Origin of the sequence: Pseudomonas sp. 2835 (genome assembly GCF_050435905.1) — a bacterium.
GTDB lineage: Bacteria > Pseudomonadota > Gammaproteobacteria > Pseudomonadales > Pseudomonadaceae > Aquipseudomonas.
Genome location: NZ_JBNDLE010000013.1, coordinates 27,018 through 48,411, shown reverse-complemented (window position 1 = coordinate 48,411; position 21,394 = coordinate 27,018). Strand labels below are relative to the sequence as shown.

The window sequence follows — 21,394 nt, the reverse complement described above, 5'->3', positions numbered from 1 at the left end:
GGAATAGACGCCTGCGGCGACGCAGCGTCAGGGTGCGTGTTGTTCTTCTGTGGCGAATCCGGGCACATGGGCCTTGATTGCGTCCAGCAGTTCTTCCTTGCTGAAAGGCTTGGTCAAAAATTGATCAGAGCCGACGACGCGGCCACGGGCCTTGTCGAACAGGCCATCGCGGGACGACAGGAGAATCACCGGCGTGTCCTTGAACGTGCTGTTCTGCTTGATCAGGGCGCAGGTCTGGTAACCGTCCAGACGCGGCATCAGCACGTCGACGAAAATGATCTGCGGCTGGTGGTCGATGATCTTGGCCAGGGCATCGAAACCGTCGATGGCCGTGATGACCTCACATCCTGCTTCACTGAGCAATATCTGGGCGGTGCGGCGAATCGTCTTGGAGTCGTCGATCACCATCACCTTCAATGCCGCGCCGGGCTGTTCCATAATTGCTCTACCATCGCTGCTCGCTATGAGCGGCAAGCTACAAGTTTCAAGCGGCAAGAAAAAGCAGGGTGAACGCGGTGTGCTTTTTCTTGTGGCTTATGCCTTGTGGCTTGCAGCTGGAGACGGCCGTGCAGGCCACGTGCCAGGCCTTTTTAGCACACTCTGGGGGGTGCATTCCATCGGCCCGCGCCGACGCCCGGCGCAGCACCGGCCAGGATGCGTTTTTCCCTTGACCGCCAGCGCTGCGAGCGCCACCCTGACGCCACTTTTCATTCGAGCCAATGCGGCCCATTGCCGCTGAGAGGATTTAGCCCATGAGCGTTCGCCTCGGGATTGTCATGGACCCCATTGCGCGCATTTCCTATAAAAAGGACAGCTCGCTGGCCATGTTGCTGGCCGCCCAGGAGCGCGGCTGGTCGCTGTTCTACATGGAGCAGCAGGACCTCTACCAGGGCGCCGGCCAGGCCCGTGCACGCATGCGCCCGCTGAAAGTCTTCGCCGACCCGGAGCACTGGTTCGAGCTGGATGCCGAACAAGACAGCGCCCTGAGCGAGCTGGATGTGATCCTGATGCGCAAGGATCCACCGTTCGACATGGAGTTCGTCTACAGCACCTACCTGCTGGAGCAGGCCGAAGCCGCCGGCGTGCTGGTGGTCAACCGTCCGCAAAGCCTGCGTGACTGCAACGAAAAACTGTTCGCCACGCTGTTCCCGCAGTGCACGCCGCCGACCCTGGTCAGCCGCCGCGCCGATATCCTGCGCGAATTCGTCAACCAGCAGGGCGACACTATCCTCAAGCCGCTGGACGGCATGGGCGGCACCTCGATCTTCCGTCATCGTCCGGGCGACCCGAACCTCTCGGTGATCCTCGAAACCCTGACCGCCAACGGCACCCAGCAAATCATGGCGCAAGGCTACCTGCCGGCCATCAAGGACGGCGACAAGCGCATCCTGATGATCGACGGCGAGCCGGTACCTTTCTGCCTGGCGCGCATTCCGGCCTCGGGCGAAACCCGTGGCAACCTCGCCGCCGGCGGCCGTGGCGAAGCCCGCCCGCTGACCGACCGCGACCGCTGGATTGCCGCACAGGTCGGCCCGACCCTGCGCGAGAAGGGCCTGCTGTTCGTTGGCCTGGACGTGATCGGCGAGCACTTGACCGAAATCAACGTCACCAGCCCGACCTGCATCCGCGAGATCGACAACGCCTTCGGCACCCAGATCGGCGTGCAGTTGATGGATGCCATTGATCGCAAGCTCAAGGCGCGCTGACAGCCGACGCGGAGCAACCGTGCAGAGTGGGGTATCATGCCGGTCGTTTTTATGACCTGGGCACCTGCTCTGGCGGTTTTCCCCGGTTTTTGCAGCTGCTGGATACCTGATGACGCTTCCTGCTGACATCCCTGCCGACTTCTCTCCACCCCGCGTACGCCCGGTGGATCGCCTGGGTTTTACCCTGTTCCTGGCGGCGTTGCTGCACCTGGTGCTGATCCTCGGTGTCGGCTTCACCTTCGCCAAGCCCGAAGAAATCCGCCGGACCATGGAAATCACCCTGGCCACCTTCAAAAGCGAGAAAGCGCCGCAGAAGGCCGATTACCTGGCCCAGGACAACCAGCAAGGCAGCGGCACCCTGGACAAGAAAGCGGTGCCGAAAACCACCGAAGTAGCGCCCTTCCAGGACAGCAAGATCAACAAGGTCACACCGCCGCCGGCCGCCAAGCCCGAAGTGCAGCCGCAACCGACGCCGCCCAAGGCAGTGGTCGCGACCAAGGCGCCGAAGCCGGACAAGGTCGAAACCCGGCCCAAGGAAGCCAAGCCGCAGCCCAAACCCAAGGCCGCGACCCCGGACTTCGACAGCTCGCAGCTGTCCAGCCAGATCGCCAGCCTCGAAGCCGAACTGTCCAACGAACAGCAGCTGTACGCCAAGCGCCCGCGCATCCACCGGCTCAACGCCGCCTCGACCATGCGCGACAAGGGAGCCTGGTACAAGGACGAGTGGCGCAAGAAGGTCGAGCGTATCGGCAACCTCAACTACCCCGACGAAGCCCGGCGCCAGCAGATCTACGGCAGCCTGCGGCTGATGGTGTCGATCAACCGCGACGGTTCGCTGTATGAAGTGCTGGTGCTGGAGTCCTCCGGCCAGCCCCTGCTTGATCAGGCCGCCCAGCGCATCGTGCGCCTGGCCGCACCGTTCGCACCGTTCACCGGCGACCTGGCCGATATCGACCGGCTGGAGATCATCCGTACCTGGCGTTTCGCCCGCGGCGACCGTTTGCAGAGCAATTGATTCGCGCGCCTTGGGCAGAACTGAAAATACTTAGGGATAACACGAAAACCTATCACTGCCACCTGATAAAACTGACAGTTTCGGTATTGCTTTCAGCGGGTCAATATCACTAGGTAAATCACCAAACCAGGAGATTGCCATGACTATTACCGGTAAGCCTGCTACCGAAAAATTTACGTACAACCTTAAACTCGCCTCAGGTTATTTTAATATAACCGTAAAAGATGGCCTCAATGAAAAAGTGTACGAGGACGATAACGTCTATATCTTTCGGCCGGGCGACGCGAGCCTTATTTATTGCGTTTTCAGCGAGGGGCCTTTTGATCCGAGCGGAACCTACCCTGCCCTTTGGATTTCGACGGGCTCTGCGCTGGAACAAGGTAACTACCCAATAAGCCCTACGCCCGGCGAGCATGAGTTCTTGAGTTTGTGTGCAACTTACAGAAACGGACAAGTAGGAGGCAGCCACCCTGGCACAGGAACGCTGAGTATCAAAGCCTTGTCCAACCAGCCTGAGTTACTTCACATCGAAGGGAATGGCCACTTCGACTACCCACTGGATGATCGCGAGATAAACGTTGTCATTAATTCGTTTACCGCTCAATACCACCCAGCTATTTTTCGTTTCTGAAAACACAGCCGCTCGCCCCGTCTGCACTGGCCGCTGACTGCCCATCCGGCAGTCAGCGCCCAGTACAATCGATTTAAGGTTTAGCCTGATGGCAAAACAATAGCCATTTTGCGATGATGCGCGCCCGTATATCTCCCTCAAGAAAGGATTCTGTTGATGTCGCGCATCAATTTCGCCCGCAAAACAGCCGCCCTCGGCCTGGCCCTGGCGGCCTGCGTCCTGCCTGCTGCCGCCTTCGCCGACGCCGCCGAGCTGTCGCAGAAGCTGTACAACGAAGTTGGCGAGTACAAGTACGACGAAACCCCGGCGCGCCTGGCCAAGATCCAGGCCCTGCTCGACCAGGGTGCCGATCCGAAAGGCCAGCCGATGTTCCTGGCCGCCTCCTACAAGATCGTCGCACCGTTCGAGCTGTTCCTGCCAAAGATCGGTGACGTCAACACGCCAATTCAGGAAAACGGCGAAACCCTGCTGCTGTTCGTCCTCAACCAGGCCGAGCAATCGAAGGCCTCCGAAGCCGACCTGCGCATGGTCAAGGGCCTGATCAAGGCCGGCGCCGACGTCAACGTGCTGGCCCAGGGCGATTCCGCTACGCCGCTGAACACCGCGGCAGTCAAGGGCTCCGCCGAACTGATCAAGCTGCTGCTGGCTTCCGGCGCCGATGCCAAGGCGGTCCGGCCGAATGGCTTTACCCCATTGACCGGACCAGGTGCCTCGAACCTGGAGGTAATCAAGCTGCTGGTCGCTGCCGGCGCCAATCCGTACCAGGTAACCCTGACCGGCTCAACGCCGCTGCACCATGTTTGCGAGCGTGCCTTTGAAATGAACGGCCAGCCCGACCCGCAAGCGGCCGAGCGCATCGCCCTGCTGCTGAAAAAAGGCAGCTCGATCGATGCCTACCACGAGCAGCACGGCACCTTCCCGGTCGGTACGCCGCTGGAAGAAGCCGCCCGCACGGACAACCCGGACTGCGTTGCCGCGCTGATCAAGGCCGGCTCCAGCCTGAAGGCCCCGGCGTTCCCGGAGAGCTACCTGGCCAAGTACCCGCAGGCCAAGCAGCAGACCGTCCAGGAGTACGTGCTGTCGGCCGCTGAAGAGTCGCCAACCCTGTACACCGAAGAAGTGGTCAAGCTGTTCAAGTAACCCCGCAGTAAAGCTGACAAGGTGACGCCAGCACCTTGTCAGCGTGGCCACTCACCGCCACACTATCAGGCATGAAGAACCTCAGCCCGGATTACCTCAAGCATCAGTTCCTGATTGCCATGCCACACATGGCCGACCCGAACTTCGCGCAGACCTTGACCTACATCGTCGAGCACAACGCCAATGGGGCGATGGGGCTGGTGGTCAATCGGCCGCAGGACCTCAACCTGGCCGATATCCTCGAACAGCTGCGCCCGGACGTCGAACCGCCGGCCAGTTGCATTCAAGTTCCGATCTACATGGGCGGCCCGGTGCAAACCGACCGCGGCTTCGTCCTGCACACCAGCGAGCGCAGCTTCCAGGCCACCGTCGAACTCGACGGCCTGTCGCTGACCACCTCCCAGGACGTGCTATTCGCCATCGCTGACGGCCTAGGCCCCAAGCAGAGCCTGATTACCCTCGGTTATGCCGGCTGGGAAGCCGGGCAACTGGAAGCGGAGCTGGCCGACAACGCCTGGCTGAACTGCCCGTTCGACCCCGAGATCATCTTCGGCATGGCTTGCGAGCAGCGCCTTGCCGCCGCCGCCGCGAGCCTGGGGATCAACCTCAGCCTGTTGACCAGCCAGGCGGGGCACGCCTGATGGCCGAAGTCCGCCTACTGCTGGGTTTTGACTACGGCAGCCGCCAGATCGGCGTCGCCGTCGGCCAGGTGATCACCGGCCAGGCCCGCGAGCTGTGCACCCTCAAGGCGCAGAACGGCACGCCGGACTGGGCCCAGGTGGAAAAACTGATCAAGGAGTGGAAACCCGATGCCCTGGTGGTCGGCCTGCCCTTGAACATGGACGGCAGCCCCAGCGAGATGAGCGAGCGCGCCGAAAAATTCGCCCGCCGCCTCAATGGCCGTTTCAATCTGCCGGTGCACACCCACGACGAACGCCTGACCACCTTCGAAGCCAAAGGCGAGCGCATGGCCCGTGGCGGCCAGCGCGGCAGTTACCGCGACAACCCGGTAGATGCCATTGCCGCCGCCCTGCTGCTGCAGGGCTGGCTGGAGGCCAATACCGGGGCCTGAGACCCGATCATCGCATTCAAGCCGGGCCAGCGCACCGCTCCCCGGCCTCTTGAGGAGCAAGCATGAGCCTACCCAATCCCGCCGAACTGATCCGGCAGATGGCCGTCGACCTTCGCGCCCATCTGGCCCGGCGCGCCATTACCGAACCGCGTTTCATCGGTATCCGCACCGGGGGTGTCTGGGTCGCCCAGGCACTGCTCGAAGAGCTGGGCAGCGACGCCGCCCTGGGCACGCTCGACGTTTCCTTCTACCGCGACGACTTCAGCCAGAACGGCCTGCACCCGCAGGTGCGCCCGTCCGACCTGCCGTTCGAGATCGAAGGCCAGCACCTGGTGCTGATCGACGACGTGCTGATGAGCGGGCGCACCATCCGCGCCGCCCTCAACGAGCTGTTCGACTATGGCCGCCCGGCCAGCGTGACCCTGGTCTGCCTGCTCGACCTGGATGCCGGCGAATTGCCGATCCGGCCGAATGTGGTCGGCGCAACCCTGTCGCTGGCCGCCCATGAACGGGTAAAATTGACCGGACCCGCACCGCTCGCCCTCGAGCGCCAGGACCTCGCCTCCGCTTCCGCCCTTTAAGAGTCCCCCGCGATGACGCCAATCGACGCCAAGCGCCCGCTGCAGCTCAATGATCAGGGCCAGCTGCGCCACTTTCTCTCGCTCGACGGTTTGCCCCGCGAACTGCTGACCGAAATCCTCGACACCGCCGACTCGTTCCTCGAAGTCGGCGCCCGGGCCGTGAAGAAGGTCCCGTTGCTGCGCGGCAAGACCGTCTGCAACGTGTTCTTCGAGAACTCCACCCGCACCCGCACTACCTTCGAACTGGCCGCCCAGCGGCTGTCGGCGGACGTCATCACCCTGAACGTGTCGACCTCCTCGACCAGCAAGGGCGAAACCCTGTTCGACACCCTGCGCAACCTCGAGGCCATGGCCGCCGACATGTTCGTCGTGCGCCACGCCGACTCGGGCGCCGCGCACTTCATCGCCGAGCACGTGTGCCCGGAGGTGGCGATCATCAACGGCGGTGACGGCCGCCACGCCCACCCGACCCAGGGCATGCTCGACATGCTCACCATTCGTCGGCACAAGGGCGGCTTCGAGAACCTCTCGGTGGCCATCGTCGGCGACATCCTGCACTCGCGGGTGGCGCGCTCGAACATGCTCGCGCTGAAAACCCTGGGTTGCCCGGACATCCGCGTGATCGGCCCGAAAACCCTGCTGCCGATCGGTATCGAGCAGTACGGGGTGAAGGTCTACACCGATTTGGAGCAAGGCCTCAAGGACGTCGACGTGGTGATCATGCTGCGCCTGCAGCGCGAGCGCATGGCCGGCGGCCTGCTGCCCAGCGAAGGCGAGTTCTATCGCCTGTTCGGCCTGACCACCGCGCGCCTGGCCGGCGCCAAGCCGGATGCCATCGTCATGCACCCGGGCCCGATCAACCGCGGCGTCGAGATCGAGTCGGCAGTGGCCGACGGTGCCCACTCGGTGATTCTCAACCAGGTCACCTACGGTATCGCCGTACGCATGGCGGTGCTGTCCATGGCCATGAGCGGGCAGACCGCGCAACGTCAATTCGAGCAGGAGAACGCCCAGTGACCCTCAGTATTCTCGGCGCCCGGGTCATCGACCCCCTGAGCGGCCTGGACCAGACCACTGACCTGCACATCGATGCCGGCAAGATCATCGCCATCGGCGCCGCCCCGGCAGGCTTCAAGCCCGCCCGCAGCATCGACGCCCAGGGCCTGGTGGCCGCCCCCGGCCTGGTCGACCTCAACGTCGCCCTACGCGAGCCCGGCTACAGCCGCAAGGGCAGCATCGCCAGCGAAACCCGCGCCGCCGCTGCCGGTGGCGTCACCAGCCTGTGCTGCCCACCGCAGACCAAGCCGGTGCTGGACACCTCGGCAGTGGCCGAGCTGATTCTCGACCGTGCCCGCGAAGCCGGGCACAGCAAGGTCTACCCGATCGGCGCCCTGAGCAAAGGCCTGGAAGGCGAGCAACTGGCCGAGCTGATTGCCCTGCGCGACGCCGGCTGCGTGGCCTTCGGCAACGGTCTCAATGCCTTTGCCAACAACCGTACCCTGGCCCGCGCCCTGGAATACGCCGCAACTTTCGACCTGACGGTGATCTTCCATTCCCAGGACCGTGACCTGGCCCAGGGCGGCCTGGCTCACGAAGGCGCCATGGCCAGCTTCCTCGGCCTCCCGGGCATCCCGGAAACCGCCGAGACCGTGGCCCTGGCGCGCAACCTGCTGCTGGTCGAACAGACCGGCGTGCGTGCCCACTTCAGCCAGCTGACCAGCGCCCGCGGCGCGCGGTTGATCGCCCAGGCCCAGGAGCTGGGCCTGCCGGTAACCGCTGACGTTGCCCTGTACCAGCTGATTCTCACCGACGAAGCGCTGCGCGACTTCTCCAGCCTCTACCATGTGCAACCGCCGCTGCGCACCCGCGCCGACCGCGACGGCCTGCGCGAGGCGGTGAAGTCCGGGGTGATCCAGGCCATTTCCAGCCATCACCAACCCCATGAGCGCGATGCCAAGCTGGCGCCATTCGGTGCCACCGAGGCGGGTATCAGCAGTGTCGAACTGTTGCTGCCACTGGCCATGACCCTGGTGGAAGACGGCCTGCTCGACCTGGCGACTTTGTTGCAACGTTTGTCTGCAGGACCTGCAGCAGCGCTGCGCCTGCCAGCCGGCGAGCTGAAGGTTGGTAGCGCTGCAGACCTGGTGCTGTTCGACGCCAAGGCCTCGACCCTCGCCGGCGAGCAGTGGCGCTCGAAGGGCGACAACTGCCCGTTTATCGGCCACTGCCTGCCGGGCGCGGTGCGTTATACCTTGGTCGATGGGCACATCAGCCACGAAGCCTGATATCCGGGGCCGCGTTGCGGCCCCATCGCCGGCAAGGCCGGCTCCCACAGGTCCTGTATGCACCGATCCTTGTGGGAGCCGGCCTTGCCGGCGATGGGGCCCTGAAGGATTACCACTCATCCTTCAAGGTTGAAATCCTTCCCACCACCCCCATATGAGTCTGCATCAGGCATTTTCGCCCCGCTGCGTGGAGACTCTCCCTTGACCACTATCGTTTCAGTTCGCCGCCACGGCAAAGTCGTCATGGGCGGCGACGGCCAGGTTTCTCTCGGCAACACCGTGATGAAAGGCAACGCCAAGAAAGTCCGCCGCCTGTACCACGGCCAGGTCATCGCCGGTTTCGCCGGTGCCACCGCCGACGCCTTCACCCTGTTCGAACGCTTTGAAGGGCAACTGGAAAAACACCAGGGCCATCTGATCCGCGCCGCCGTGGAGCTGGCCAAGGAATGGCGTACCGACCGTTCCCTGAGCCGCCTGGAAGCCATGCTGGCCGTGGCCAACAAGGACGCATCCTTGATCATCACCGGCAACGGTGACGTGGTCGAACCCGAAGACGGCCTGATCGCCATGGGCTCCGGTGGCGCCTACGCCCAGGCCGCCGCTCGCGCCCTGCTGCAAAAGACCGACCTCTCGGCCCGCGAAATCGCCGAGACCGCGCTGAATATCGCCGGTGACATCTGTGTGTTCACCAACCACAACCTGACCATCGAGGAGCAGGACCTGGCCGAGTAATTCAGCTGTTCTGGCGCCCGGCCCCGGTGGCCGGGCTTTTCCACGCTGACTTATCGAGCCCAAGGACCATCACTATCATGTCCATGACCCCCCGCGAGATCGTCCACGAACTCAACCGCCATATCATCGGCCAGGACGACGCCAAGCGCGCCGTCGCCATCGCCCTGCGCAACCGCTGGCGGCGCATGCAGCTGCCGGCCGAGCTGCGCGTTGAAGTAACGCCCAAGAACATTCTGATGATCGGCCCGACCGGCGTCGGCAAGACCGAAATCGCCCGTCGCCTGGCCAAGCTTGCCAACGCACCGTTCATCAAGGTCGAAGCGACCAAGTTCACCGAAGTCGGCTATGTCGGCCGTGACGTCGAGTCGATCATCCGCGACCTGGCCGATGCGGCGATCAAGATGCTCCGCGAGCAGGAAATCATCCGCGTCGGTCACCGCGCCGAAGACGCCGCCGAAGAGCGCATCCTCGATGCCCTGCTGCCACCGGCGCGTACCGGCTTCAATGAAGACCAGGTCGCCAGCCAGGACTCCAACACCCGCCAGCTGTTCCGCAAGCGCCTGCGCGAAGGCCAGCTGGACGACAAGGAAATCGAGATCGAAGTGGCCGAGGCCGTGGGTGTCGATATTTCCGCGCCGCCGGGCATGGAAGAAATGACCAACCAGCTGCAGAACCTGTTCGCCAACATGGGCAAGGGCAAGCGCAAGAGCCGCAAGCTCAAGGTCAAGGAAGCGCTCAAGCTGGTACGTGACGAAGAAGCTGGCCGTCTGGTCAATGAAGACGAGCTCAAGGCCAAGGCCCTGGAAGCGGTCGAGCAGCACGGCATCGTGTTCATCGACGAAATCGACAAGGTTGCCAAGCGCGGTAACGTTGGCGGCGCCGATGTCTCCCGTGAAGGTGTGCAGCGCGATTTGCTGCCGCTGATCGAAGGCTGCACGGTGAACACCAAGCTGGGCATGGTCAAGACCGACCACATCCTGTTCATTGCCTCCGGTGCCTTCCACCTGAGCAAGCCGAGCGACCTGGTACCCGAGCTGCAAGGCCGCCTGCCGATTCGCGTCGAGCTCAAGGCCCTGAGCCCGGAAGACTTCGAGCGCATCCTCAGCGAACCGCACGCCTCGCTTACCGAGCAGTACCGTGAGCTGCTGAAAACCGAAGGCCTGAACATCGAGTTCGCCGCCGACGGCATCAAGCGCCTGGCCGAGATCGCCTGGCAGGTCAACGAGAAAACCGAGAACATCGGTGCCCGTCGCCTGCACACCCTGCTCGAGCGGCTGCTCGAAGAGGTGTCGTTCAGCGCCGGCGACCTGGCCAGCGCCCACAGCGAAGCGCCGATCCGCATCGACGCCGACTACGTCAACAGCCACCTGGGCGAATTGGCGCAGAACGAAGACCTGTCTCGCTACATTCTCTAAAGCGGCAAGCTTCAAGCGGCAAGCTGCAAGTTAAGTGCGCTGGACGCCTTCTCTTGTAGCTTGTAGCTTGCAGCTTGTAGCCCAAGAGCCCTTATCCATGACCAGACTCCCCAGCGGCATCAACCTGCACAAAGCCTCCAAGACCCTCACCCTGACCTACGGGCCAGATGAGGTGTACAACCTGCCCGCCGAATTCCTGCGCGTGCACTCCCCCTCCGCCGAGGTCCAGGGCCACGGCAATCCGATCCTCCAGTACGGCAAGCTCGGCGTTGGCCTGAGCGGGCTCGAACCTGCCGGCCAGTACGCACTGAAACTGACCTTCGACGATGGCCACGACAGCGGCCTGTTCACCTGGGAATACCTCGAGCAACTGTGCTTGCGCCAGGATGAGCTTTGGGCGGACTACCTTGGCGAGCTGGCAAAAGCCGGCAAATCCCGCGACCCCAACGAGTCGATCGTCAAGCTGATGCTCTAGTTCGGGCCCTCCAGGGTTTAGAGCGCATTTTCTAATTCTATTTGCTTGAATGCCTGCACCACGGCCAATGAGTGGCCGTCTTGCGCAATACCAAAAAGTCGGGTAACCAATGGATCTGGCAAGTTCCCTGCATCGGATTTAATGCAGGGTCGGGCTGGTATGTAGAGGTCGCGAGCGAAAGCAGGCAGTCTTCTCACGCAGAAAAAACCCGCAGGGCTCATCGTCGTTTGCATCCGGCCGCAGGACCGCAGTTCGTTATCACTGGTCACCCGAGCAGCAGTACCGGGCGTTCGTCTGTGTAACGCGCACAGTCAAACCGGTACTCGTCTCAGGACAACGGAGCGTCGTAGATGAGTAACAAGAATAACGATGACCTGCAGCGCCAAGCCTCGGAAAACACCCTGGGTCTGAACCCGGTGATCGGCTTGCGCCGCAAGGATTTGCTGACTTCTGCTCGAATGGTCCTGCGCCAGGCCATTCGTCAACCGCTGCACAGTGCCAAGCATGTCGCCCATTTCGGCATGGAACTGAAGGATGTGATCTTCGGCAAGTCGAGCTTGCAGCCGGAGAATGACGACCGTCGTTTTCACGATCCGGCCTGGAGCCAGAACCCGCTGTATCGCCGCTACCTGCAAACCTACCTTGCCTGGCGCAAAGAACTGCACGACTGGATCGATACCAGCAACCTGTCCGATCAAGACATCAGCCGCGGCCACTTCGTCATCAACCTGATGACCGAGGCCATGGCGCCGACCAACACCGCAGCCAACCCGGCGGCGGTCAAGCGCTTCTTCGAAACCGGTGGCAGGAGCCTGCTCGACGGCCTGTCGAACCTGGCCAAGGACATGGTCAACAATGGCGGCATGCCCAGCCAGGTGAACATGGACGCCTTCGAGGTGGGCAAGAACCTCGGTACCAGCGAAGGCGCGGTGGTGTTTCGCAACGACGTGCTGGAACTGATCCAGTACCGGCCGATCACCGAGCAGGTGCTGGAAAAGCCGCTGCTGGTGGTGCCGCCGCAAATCAACAAGTTCTACGTCTTCGACCTCAGCCCGGAAAAGAGCCTGGCGCGCTTCTGCCTGCGCTCCAACGTGCAGACCTTCATCGTCAGCTGGCGCAACCCGACCAAGTCCCAGCGCGAATGGGGTCTGTCGACCTACATCGACGCGCTCAAGGAAGCGGTCGACGTGATCCTGGCGATCACCGGCAGCAAGGACCTGAACATGCTCGGCGCCTGCTCCGGCGGCATCACCTGTACCGCGCTGGTAGGCCACTACGCGGCGCTGGGGGAAAAGAAGGTCAACGCCCTGACCCTGCTGGTCAGCGTGCTCGACACCACCCTCGATACCCAGGTGGCGCTGTTCGTCGACGAGCAGACCCTCGAGGCCGCCAAGCGCCATTCCTACCAGGCCGGTGTGCTCGAAGGCCGCGACATGGCCAAGGTATTTGCCTGGATGCGGCCCAACGACCTGATCTGGAACTACTGGGTCAACAACTACCTGCTGGGCAACGAGCCGCCGGTGTTCGACATCCTGTTCTGGAACAACGACACCACGCGCCTGCCGGCCGCCTTCCACGGCGATCTGATCGAAATGTTCAAAAACAATCCACTGCTGCGCCCCGATGCACTGGAAGTGTGCGGCACGCCGATCGACCTCAAGCAGGTGACCACCGATATTTTCAGCGTGGCCGGTACCGCCGATCACATCACGCCATGGCAGTCGTGCTACAAGTCGGCACAGCTGTTCGGTGGCAAGGTCGAGTTCCTGCTGTCCAACAGCGGCCACATCCAGAGCATCCTCAACCCGCCGGGCAACCCCAAGGCGCGGTACATGACCAACAGTGAAATGCCCGCCAGCGCCCTCGACTGGCAAGAGAACTCGACCAAGCACACCGACTCCTGGTGGCTGTACTGGCAGACCTGGCTGGCCGAGCGTTCGGGCAAGCTGAAAAAGGCCCCGGCCAACCTTGGCAACAAGGCCCATGTGGCCGGTGCCGCAGCGCCAGGGACTTACGTTCACGAGCGTTGATAGCGAACACCGCCGCAGCTCGCAAGGGCTGCGGCGTTTACAAACCACAGGGCTTCGCGCATGCCGCAACCGTACATTTTCAGGACCGTCGACCTGGATGGCCAGACCATCCGCACCGCCGTCCGACCCGGCAAGCCGCACTTGACGCCCTTGCTGATCTTCAATGGCATCGGCGCCAACCTGGAGCTGGTGTTCCCGTTCATCCAGGCCCTGGACCCGGACCTGGAGGTGATTGCCTTCGACGTGCCGGGGGTCGGCGGTTCATCGACCCCGCGCCACCCCTACCGCTTCCCGGGCCTGGCCAAGCTCACCGCGCGCATGCTCGACTACCTCGACTATGGCCAGGTCAATGTCATTGGCGTGTCCTGGGGCGGGGCGCTGGCCCAGCAGTTCGCCCATGACTACCCCGAGCGCTGCAAGAAGCTGGTGCTGGCCGCCACCGCTGCAGGCGCAGTGATGGTCCCGGGCAAGCCCAAGGTGCTGTGGTTGATGGCCAGCCCCAGGCGCTATGTGCAGCCGTCCCACGTGATCCGCATCGCCCCGCAGATCTACGGCGGCGGCTTTCGCCGTGACCCGGACCTGGCCCTGTCGCACGCGGCCAAGGTGCGTTCCGGGGGCAAGCTCGGGTACTACTGGCAACTGTTCGCCGGGCTTGGCTGGACCAGCATTCACTGGCTGCACAAGATCCAGCAGCCGACCCTGGTGCTGGCCGGTGACGATGACCCGTTGATTCCCTTGATCAACATGCGTCTGCTGGCCTGGCGAATTCCCAATGCCCAGCTACACATAATCGACGACGGCCACTTGTTCCTGATCACCCGGGCCGAGGCCGTCGCCCCGATCATCATGAAGTTCCTCCAGCAAGAGCGCCAACGCGCCGTCATGCACCCTCGGCCCGCCCCCAGCAGCTGAGACGCCTGCCACACCCGAGCCCATGGCAGGATGCCAGGCAACCCGAGTGCGCGGCGTGAGGTTGGTGTCGCTCTTGCATTGATGTGTTTGTTGATGGCCTGACGACGGAGTGTTGCCTGATGAAAGACAAACCCGCTAAGGGATCGCTACCGGTCCCCGCCAACTATATGAACGTGCAGAGCGCAATCAGCGGTCTGCGCGGCCGCGACCTGTTGTCGACCTTACGCAGCGTCAGCCGCCATGGCCTGCGCCACCCGCTGCATACCGCCAAGCACATGCTCGCCCTGGGCAATCAGCTGGGCAAGGTGCTGCTGGGTGAAACGCCCTACCAGCCCGGCCCCCGCGACAACCGCTTCAAGGACCCCACCTGGAGCCAGAACCCGCTCTACAGCCGCGGATTGCAAGCCTACCTGGCGTGGCAGAAGCAGACCCGCCTGTGGATCGACGAGAGCCAGCTGGCGCCGGATGATCGCGCCCGTGCGCACTTTCTGTTCACCCTGCTCAACGATGCCGTTTCGCCGAGCAACTCGCTGCTCAACCCGCTGGCGGTCAAAGAGCTGTTCAACTCCGGCGGCCTGAGCCTGGTGCGCGGCATCAATCACCTGCTCGACGATTTGCGCCACAACGACGGCCTGCCTCGCCAGGTCAATCCGCAGGCCTTCGAGGTCGGCCGCAACCTGGCCACCACGCCGGGTTCGGTAGTGTTTCGCAACGAGCTGCTGGAGCTGATCCAGTACAAGCCGATGAGCGAAAAACAGTACGCCAGGCCGTTGCTGATCGTGCCGCCGCAGATCAACAAGTTCTACATCTTCGACCTGAGCCCGGCCAACAGCTTCGTCCAGTACATGCTCAAGAACGGCCTGCAGACCTTCATGATCAGCTGGCGCAACCCCGACCCGCGCCACCGTGAGTGGGGCCTGTCGAGTTATGTCGAAGCGCTGGAGGAAGCGCTCAACGTGTGCCGGGCGATCACCGGCAGCCGCGAGGTCAACCTCATGGGCGCTTGCGCCGGTGGCCTGACCATGGCCGCGCTGCAGGGCCATTTGCAGGCCAAGCGCCAATTGCGCCGGGTCAGCAGCGCCACCTACCTGGTCAGCCTGCTCGACAGCCAGATCGACAGCCCGGCGAGCCTGTTCGCCGACGAGCAGACCCTCGAAGCGGCCAAGCGCCGCTCCTACCAGCAAGGCGTGCTCGATGGCCGCGAGATCGCCCGGGTGTTCGCCTGGATGCGCCCCAACGACCTGATCTGGAACTACTGGGTCAACAACTACCTGCTGGGCAAGGCGCCACCGGCGTTCGACATCCTTTACTGGAACAACGACAACACCCGCCTGCCGGCAGCGCTGCATGGCGACCTGCTGGACTTCTTCAAGCACAACCCGCTGGCCCATGCCTCAGGCCTTGAAGTGTGCGGCACGCCGATCGACCTGCAGAAGGTTAACGTCGACAGCTTCAGCGTTGCCGGCAGCAACGACCACATCACCCCCTGGGACGCGGTGTACCGCTCGGCGGCCCTGCTTGGCGGCGACAAGCGCTTCATCCTCGCCAACAGCGGCCATGTGCAAAGCATCATCAACCCGCCGGGCAACCCCAAGGCGCACTATGTCGACAACCCGCGCCTGAGCAGCGACCCGCGCGCCTGGCTCTACGATGGCAAGCAGGTCGAAGGCAGTTGGTGGCCGCAGTGGCTTGAGTGGATTCAGGCACGCTCCGGCCCCCAGCGCGAAACCCTAATGGCCCTCGGCAACCAGAACTACCCTCCCATGGACCCCGCGCCCGGCAGCTACGTGCAGGCGCGCTGAACAAGAAGAACGGATGAAAACCCGCGACCGTATCCTCGAATGTGCCCTGCAACTGTTCAACCGCCAGGGCGAGCCGAATGTCTCGACCCTGGAGATTGCCAACGAGATGGGCATCAGCCCGGGCAATCTCTACTACCACTTCCACGGCAAGGAGCCGCTGGTGCTGGGGTTGTTCGAACGCTTCGAGGACGAGCTCACACCGCTGCTCGACCCTCCACTGGGAGTGCGCCTGGATGCCGAGGACTACTGGCTGTTCCTGCACCTGATCGTCGAGCGCATGGCCCAGTACCGTTTTCTGTTCCAGGACCTGTCGAACCTGACCGGGCGCCTGCCCAAGCTGGCCCGTGGCATGCGCAACCTGCTCAACGCCCTCAAGCGCACCCTGGCGGCGTTACTGGCCAGCCTCAAGGCCCAGGGCCAGGTCCTCAGTGATACGCGGGCGCTTGGCCAACTGGTGGAACAGATCACCCTGACGCTGCTGTTCTCGCTCGATTACCAACGGGTACTGGCCCGCGAAGGTGAAGTCGGGGTGGTGGTTTACCAGGTGATGATGCTGGTGGCGCCGCACCTGGAGGAGGGATCGCGGTATGCGGCGCAGCAGTTGGCCTTGAGGTATCTGGATGGCTGACCTTAGGGCTGCTTCGCAGCCCTTTCGCCGGCAAGGCCGGCTCCCACAACCCCGGTACAACACCAGAATGAAAACGCCCGGCACAAGGCCGGGCGTAGACTGACAGCCGCCTGAAATCAGGACTGGCTAGTCGGGCTTGCCGATGGCGACGACAGTGGAGCGACCGGTGCAGCAGTGGCTGCTGGAGCCGGGCTTGGCGCCGGTGCAGCGCTGGCCGCAGGTGTCGCCGGCTTCGCTGCTGCAGGTTTAGCTGCTGGCTTGGCCGCTGGCTTCTTCACTGCCGGCTTCTTCGCCGCAGCCGGTTTGGCCGCAGGCTTGGCTGCTGGCTTAGCTGCAGGTTTGGCTGCTACCGGCTTGGCTGCTGGCTTGGCCGCAGGTTTTGCCGCTGCGGTTTTCGCCGCTGGTTTGGCTGCAGGTTTTGCCGCTGCCGTTTTAGCTGCAGGTTTAGCCGCCGCTTTCGGTGCAGCCTTGGCCAATGGCTTGGCTGCGGTCTTGCTCGCTGCCGGTTTCTTCGAGATAGGCGTAACCGATGCACCGGTCAGCTTCTCGATCTGCTTGGTCAGCGTATCGACCTTCGAATGCAGCGCCTTGACCTCACTGCGGCTCGGCACGCCAAGGCGCGAGATCGCACTGTTCAGGCGCTTGTCGAAAGCACCTTCGAGTTCGTCCCATTTGCCCAGTGCGCGCTCCTTGACGCCGCTGATGCGCGAGGTAGCCGACTTGGCGGTTGCCTTGGCCGAGTCGACCGAACCCTTGGCCAGTTTTTCAGCTTTCTCACCTTCCTTGACCAGGCCGTCAAATACCTTGCTGCCATCCTGATCGATTTTGGAGTAGATACCCAAACCAGCCAGCCAGATCTTGCGGGAATACTTCTCGATCCCCCCGACCCAGGAGCTGCCTTCTTTTTCAGTATTCTTCTTGCCAGCCATCCCGCTCTCCTTATTGTTTACGTGCGACACGTTCAAGCAATGCCGTGAGCTCATCGAGCTTGACAGAGAGTGTCTCCACGTCATGTTTAGACGGAATGCCGATGCGATTCAAGGCGCTTGCGACCCGTGTGTCGAAAGCCTTTTCGATTTTGTCGAGTTGAACCTCGACCTTGCCCTTCACGCTGGTCAGTTCGCTCTTCACCGAATCGATCTCGGAGTTGGCGGCATCGACCTTGGCATCGAGGTTTTTCTTGCCGCGTTTTTCTACCGATTCACCGGCCTTGACCAGCTCTTTCAGGTAGTCGGCACCTTCCTGGCCGACCCGGGTGTAAGCCCCCAGGCTTGCCAGCCAGATCTTGCGCGCGTAGCCGCGCACCTCACCCAACGTGCGCTGGGCGTCGTCTTTTTTCTTCAGGATTACTTTGGCCATGCTCTACACCTCACGCTCTGAACGGAAAGGGAGGAACTGCCCAGGGAAGTTGGGCTTGAGCACAAGGTAGGGGGAAAAATTAGAATTGGCACACTAATAAAGGGGCAGCGGCAAGCTTCAAGCGGCAAGAAAGGGCAGCGGTGACCTTGAAACTGTCGTGCCCCTCCCATTCACCGCGAACCACTTGCAGCTTGCAGCTCCCCACTTGAGCCGCTAGGCGAGCGCCTTATCCAGCGCTCGCTCGATCTCGCTTTTGATGGTCCCGCTCATCATCGACAGCATCATGCCCAGCTTCAGCTCGACCTTGATGCTGTCCTCGCCAATCTGCACGCTGCCGTTGGCGCCACTGCGCTTGACCTCTACACGGTCGCCGTTCCAGCTGGCCTTGAGGTCGTATTCGCGGGCCAGCTTGTCGACCAGGGCTTCGGCCTTTTGCCGGGCCGCGTCGCGGCCCAGGCTGTGTTTGCGTTCAACGCTGATCTGGGTCATTCATTCAATCCTGGGTTCGAAGGCATACTTATATTATGCCCGCGCCCCACCTGCGACACACCCCGCCAAGACAAATCCGACCGTACGCCCTAGAATGGCCAGTAATTTTTTCCGGTGAAGCGATATGAACGATCAGCGCAAAGGCGACCACGCCGAACCCACCACCCACTTCGGCTACAAAGACGTGCCGGAAAGCCAGAAGGCCGAGAAAGTCGCCGAGGTGTTCCACTCGGTGGCGGCCAAGTACGACCTGATGAACGATGTGCTCTCCGGCGGCATGCACCGCCTGTGGAAGCGCTTCACCATCGAGCTGTCGGGCGTGCGTCCGGGTAACCGGGTGCTCGACATCGCTGGCGGCACGGGCGACCTGGCGGCCAAGTTCTCGCACCTGGTTGGCCCGACTGGCCAGGTGGTACTGGCCGACATCAACGAGTCGATGCTCAAGGTTGGCCGCGACCGCCTGCTCGACCGCGGCGTGGCTGGCAACATCGAGTTCGTCCAGGCCGACGCCGAAAAGCTGCCGTTTCCGGACAACCACTTCGACTGCGTGACCATCGCCTTCGGCCTGCGCAACGTCACCCACAAGGAAGACGCCATCCGCTCCATGCTGCGGGTGCTCAAGCCCGGCGGCCGCTTGCTGGTGCTGGAGTTCTCCAAGCCGACCAACAAGCTGATGTCCAAGGTCTACGACGCCTACTCGTTCGCCTTCATGCCGCTGGCTGGCAAGCTGATCACCAACGACTCGGAAAGCTATCGCTACCTGGCCGAATCGATCCGCATGCACCCTGACCAGGAAACCCTCAAGGCGATGATGGTCGAGGCCGGCTTCGACCGCGTCACCTACCACAACATGACCAGTGGCATCGTTGCCCTGCACCGGGGAATCAAGCCCTGATGCTCCTGGCCGGCCTGCTCGCCAGCGTCGAACACGGCCTCAACCGTGTTTTGCGCCTGGACAGCACAGCGCTGCCGCGCCTGCGCCCGCTCGACGGCAAGGTGATTGCCATCGACTGCCGCCAGCCGGCCCTGCAGCTGTTCATCCTGCCCAGTGACGAAGGCCTGATGCTCGCCACGCACTGGGCCAATGAGGCCGACTGCACCCTGCGCGCGCCGGCCAGCAGCCTGCTGCGCCTGGCCCTGAGCCAGGACAAGAGCGCCGTGCTGCACAGCCCGCAGGTCGAGCTTGAAGGCGACAGCGCGGTGCTGCTCGACCTGGTCGCGGTACTGCAAGACCTGGAGCTTGACTGGGAGTTCGAAGTGTCCCGCTGGCTCGGCCCGGTCGCCACGCAACTGCTCAGCGGCCACTTGCGCAGCCGCGCCAACTGGACCCGCCAGGGCCTGGCGGCGCTCAACCAGAACCTTTCCGAGTACCTCGCCGAAGAGGCCCGGACCCTGGTCGGCCAGCGCGAAGCCGAAGCCCGTTTCAGCGAACTCGACACGCTCAAAGTCGACATTGAACGCCTTGAGGCGCGCATCGAGCGCCTTGTCCGATCCCTTGATACCAGCGATAACGCATGAAGCTGCTTGCCGTCCGCCGTCTGTTGCGCATCCAGCGCGTCGTGATCCGTTACCGTCTCGATGATCTGCTGTTCGCCCTGCCCCTGCCCTGGTGGCTGATGGGCCTGCGCTATGCCATGCCCTGGCGATGGCTGCCGCGCAAAGAGCTGCAGCTTAGCCGTGGCGCGCGCCTGCGCCTGGCGTTGCAGGACCTGGGGCCGATCTTCATCAAGTTCGGCCAGCTGCTTTCGACCCGTCGCGACCTGCTGCCCGAAGACATCGCCGACGAGCTGATGCTGCTGCAGGACCGGGTTCCGCCATTCGACCCGCAAAAAGCCATCGCCTTGATCGAAGAACAGCTCGGGGCGAAGATCAGCGAGGTATTCAGCCGCTTCGACGTCGAGCCATTGGCTTCAGCCTCTGTTGCCCAGGTGCACGCGGCCAAGCTCAAGAGCGGTGAAGAGGTGGTGGTCAAGGTGGTGCGCCCGGGCCTCAAGCCGATCATCGCCCAGGACCTGGCCTGGCTGTTCCTGATCGCCCGCGGTGCCGAACGGGTTTCGGCCGATGCGCGCCTGCTGCACCCGGTGGAAGTGGTCAACGACTACGAAAAAACCATCTACGACGAACTCGACCTGTTGCGCGAGGCAGCCAACGCCAGCCAGCTCAAGCGCAACTTCGAAGGCTCGGAAATGATGTACGTGCCCCAGGTCTACTGGGACTGGTGCCGGCCCAAGGTGCTGGTGATGGAGCGCATCTACGGTATCCAGGTCACCGACCTTGCGACCCTGGCCGACCAGCGCACCGACATGAAGATGCTCGCCGAACGCGGCGTGGAGATCTTCTTCACCCAGGTGTTTCGTGACAGCTTCTTCCACGCCGACATGCACCCCGGCAACATCTTTGTCAGCACGGTCAAGCCGTGGAGCCCGCAGTACATCGCCATCGACTGCGGCATCGTCGGCAGCCTGACCCCCGAGGACCAGGACTACCTGGCGCGCAACCTGTTTGCCTTCTTCAAGCGCGACTACCGCCGCGTGGCGCAGTTGCACATCGATTCGGGCTGGGTACCGGCGCAGACCAAACTCAACGAATTCGAAGCGGCGATCCGTACCGTGTGCGAGCCGATCTTCGAAAAACCGTTAAAGGATATTTCCTTCGGCCAGGTGCTGATGCGCCTGTTCCAGACCGCGCGGCGCTTCAACATGGAAGTCCAGCCGCAGTTGGTGCTGCTGCAAAAGACCCTGCTCAACATCGAAGGCCTGGGTCGCCAGCTGTACCCGGACCTCGACCTGTGGAGCACCGCCCAGCCGTTCCTCGAACGCTGGATGCGCGAGCGGGTCAGCCCCAAGACCCTGCTGCAGAACCTGCATGGCCAGGTCGAGCAGATCCCGCACCTGGCCGGCATGACCCGCGACCTGCTCGAACGCATGTCGCAGCCGCACCTGTCCGACCCGCCTGCGCCCTGGCAGCACAAGAGCGATCACTGGGCCCTGCGCCTGCTCGGCGCCGGCCTGCTCGGCGGCGGCGCCACCCTGGCTGCCGGTGCGGTGAGCCTCAGCGCCCCTGCTGCCTGGCCGGCCTGGTTGATGCTGGCCGCCGGCCTCTACCTGATCGTGCGTCGATAG

General features: G+C 63.1%; 23 protein-coding genes. 19 read left to right on the top strand and 4 right to left on the bottom strand.

Going from position 1 to position 21,394, the window contains the following annotated elements:
• Window positions 1-27: 27 nt before the first annotated feature.
• Entirely contained in the window at window positions 28-438 is a 411-nt protein-coding gene (gene pilG, locus ABIE20_RS18590) for a twitching motility response regulator PilG (RefSeq protein ID WP_429506444.1), read from the bottom strand.
• A gap of 314 nt (window positions 439-752) precedes the next feature.
• On the opposite strand from pilG, the gene gshB reads away from it, so the two are divergent.
• The 16 genes from gshB to ABIE20_RS18510 all read left to right on the top strand — a co-directional run bounded on the left by gshB (window position 753) and on the right by ABIE20_RS18510 (window position 16,424).
• A complete protein-coding gene (gene gshB, locus ABIE20_RS18585) occupies window positions 753-1,706 on the top strand; it encodes a glutathione synthase (protein ID WP_429506443.1) in 954 nt (317 codons plus the stop codon).
• Window positions 1,707-1,815: 109 nt separating this feature from the next.
• On the top strand, window positions 1,816-2,721 hold the full coding sequence (locus ABIE20_RS18580; protein ID WP_429506441.1) for a TonB family protein: 906 nt from the start codon (window positions 1,816-1,818) through the stop codon (window positions 2,719-2,721).
• A gap of 139 nt (window positions 2,722-2,860) precedes the next feature.
• Complete coding sequence (locus ABIE20_RS18575) at window positions 2,861-3,352, top strand: hypothetical protein (protein ID WP_429506440.1); 492 nt, start codon at window positions 2,861-2,863, stop codon at window positions 3,350-3,352.
• Window positions 3,353-3,508: 156 nt separating this feature from the next.
• Entirely contained in the window at window positions 3,509-4,492 is a 984-nt protein-coding gene (locus tag ABIE20_RS18570; protein ID WP_429506439.1) for an ankyrin repeat domain-containing protein, read from the top strand.
• 71 nt (window positions 4,493-4,563) lie between these two features.
• Window positions 4,564-5,133, top strand: a complete 570-nt coding sequence (locus ABIE20_RS18565; RefSeq protein WP_429506551.1) for a YqgE/AlgH family protein — start codon at window positions 4,564-4,566, stop codon at window positions 5,131-5,133.
• Window positions 5,133-5,564, top strand: coding sequence for a Holliday junction resolvase RuvX (ruvX, locus tag ABIE20_RS18560; protein ID WP_038997540.1), 432 nt, complete (start codon window positions 5,133-5,135; stop codon window positions 5,562-5,564). Before ABIE20_RS18565 ends, ruvX begins: the two co-directional genes overlap by 1 nt.
• Before the next feature lie 62 nt (window positions 5,565-5,626).
• Window positions 5,627-6,145, top strand: coding sequence for a bifunctional pyr operon transcriptional regulator/uracil phosphoribosyltransferase PyrR (pyrR, locus tag ABIE20_RS18555; RefSeq protein ID WP_429506438.1), 519 nt, complete (start codon window positions 5,627-5,629; stop codon window positions 6,143-6,145).
• A 12-nt stretch (window positions 6,146-6,157) separates the two neighbouring features.
• Window positions 6,158-7,162, top strand: coding sequence for an aspartate carbamoyltransferase catalytic subunit (locus tag ABIE20_RS18550; RefSeq protein WP_010221491.1), 1,005 nt, complete (start codon window positions 6,158-6,160; stop codon window positions 7,160-7,162).
• Window positions 7,159-8,430 (top strand): dihydroorotase, encoded by a 1,272-nt coding sequence (locus ABIE20_RS18545; RefSeq protein WP_429506437.1) that lies wholly within the window; start codon window positions 7,159-7,161, stop codon window positions 8,428-8,430. The genes ABIE20_RS18550 and ABIE20_RS18545 overlap by 4 nt, the downstream gene beginning before the upstream one ends.
• A gap of 201 nt (window positions 8,431-8,631) precedes the next feature.
• Window positions 8,632-9,162, top strand: coding sequence for an ATP-dependent protease subunit HslV (hslV, locus tag ABIE20_RS18540; protein WP_028945572.1), 531 nt, complete (start codon window positions 8,632-8,634; stop codon window positions 9,160-9,162).
• Between the two features lie 77 nt (window positions 9,163-9,239).
• Window positions 9,240-10,577: an ATP-dependent protease ATPase subunit HslU gene (gene hslU, locus ABIE20_RS18535; protein ID WP_045193855.1), complete on the top strand. Its 1,338-nt coding sequence runs from the start codon at window positions 9,240-9,242 to the stop codon at window positions 10,575-10,577.
• A 97-nt stretch (window positions 10,578-10,674) separates the two neighbouring features.
• Entirely contained in the window at window positions 10,675-11,052 is a 378-nt protein-coding gene (locus ABIE20_RS18530) for a gamma-butyrobetaine hydroxylase-like domain-containing protein (protein ID WP_429506435.1), read from the top strand.
• A 350-nt stretch (window positions 11,053-11,402) separates the two neighbouring features.
• Window positions 11,403-13,082 carry a class II poly(R)-hydroxyalkanoic acid synthase gene (phaC, locus tag ABIE20_RS18525; protein ID WP_429506433.1) on the top strand — a complete coding sequence of 560 codons (1,680 nt, stop codon included), beginning with the start codon at window positions 11,403-11,405 and terminating at the stop codon, window positions 13,080-13,082.
• A gap of 60 nt (window positions 13,083-13,142) precedes the next feature.
• Window positions 13,143-13,994: a poly(3-hydroxyalkanoate) depolymerase gene (phaZ, locus tag ABIE20_RS18520; protein ID WP_038997548.1), complete on the top strand. Its 852-nt coding sequence runs from the start codon at window positions 13,143-13,145 to the stop codon at window positions 13,992-13,994.
• A gap of 119 nt (window positions 13,995-14,113) precedes the next feature.
• On the top strand, window positions 14,114-15,796 hold the full coding sequence (gene phaC / locus ABIE20_RS18515) for a class II poly(R)-hydroxyalkanoic acid synthase (protein ID WP_429506431.1): 1,683 nt from the start codon (window positions 14,114-14,116) through the stop codon (window positions 15,794-15,796).
• Between the two features lie 13 nt (window positions 15,797-15,809).
• Window positions 15,810-16,424, top strand: a complete 615-nt coding sequence (locus tag ABIE20_RS18510) for a TetR/AcrR family transcriptional regulator (protein WP_429506430.1) — start codon at window positions 15,810-15,812, stop codon at window positions 16,422-16,424.
• Window positions 16,425-16,540: 116 nt separating this feature from the next.
• On the opposite strand, the gene ABIE20_RS18505 is transcribed toward ABIE20_RS18510, so the two are convergent.
• The 3 genes from ABIE20_RS18505 to ABIE20_RS18495 form a co-directional block, all read right to left on the bottom strand.
• The gene (locus ABIE20_RS18505) at window positions 16,541-17,353 is read right to left on the bottom strand and encodes a phasin family protein (protein ID WP_429506429.1); all 813 of its coding nucleotides are present in this window, start codon (window positions 17,351-17,353) and stop codon (window positions 16,541-16,543) included.
• 10 nt (window positions 17,354-17,363) lie between these two features.
• Window positions 17,364-17,783, bottom strand: coding sequence for a phasin family protein (locus ABIE20_RS18500; protein ID WP_429506428.1), 420 nt, complete (start codon window positions 17,781-17,783; stop codon window positions 17,364-17,366).
• A 213-nt stretch (window positions 17,784-17,996) separates the two neighbouring features.
• Complete coding sequence (locus tag ABIE20_RS18495; RefSeq protein ID WP_045193867.1) at window positions 17,997-18,272, bottom strand: polyhydroxyalkanoic acid system family protein; 276 nt, start codon at window positions 18,270-18,272, stop codon at window positions 17,997-17,999.
• Between the two features lie 124 nt (window positions 18,273-18,396).
• Here ABIE20_RS18495 and ubiE point away from each other — a divergent pair, with 124 nt between their 5' ends.
• From ubiE to ubiB, 3 genes are read left to right on the top strand one after another with little or no spacing between them, the layout of a single operon-like run.
• Window positions 18,397-19,167 (top strand): bifunctional demethylmenaquinone methyltransferase/2-methoxy-6-polyprenyl-1,4-benzoquinol methylase UbiE, encoded by a 771-nt coding sequence (gene ubiE / locus ABIE20_RS18490; RefSeq protein ID WP_429506426.1) that lies wholly within the window; start codon window positions 18,397-18,399, stop codon window positions 19,165-19,167.
• A complete protein-coding gene (locus tag ABIE20_RS18485) occupies window positions 19,167-19,790 on the top strand; it encodes a ubiquinone biosynthesis accessory factor UbiJ (protein ID WP_429506424.1) in 624 nt (207 codons plus the stop codon). Before ubiE ends, ABIE20_RS18485 begins: the two co-directional genes overlap by 1 nt.
• A complete protein-coding gene (ubiB, locus tag ABIE20_RS18480; protein WP_401288574.1) occupies window positions 19,787-21,394 on the top strand; it encodes a ubiquinone biosynthesis regulatory protein kinase UbiB in 1,608 nt (535 codons plus the stop codon). The genes ABIE20_RS18485 and ubiB overlap by 4 nt, the downstream gene beginning before the upstream one ends.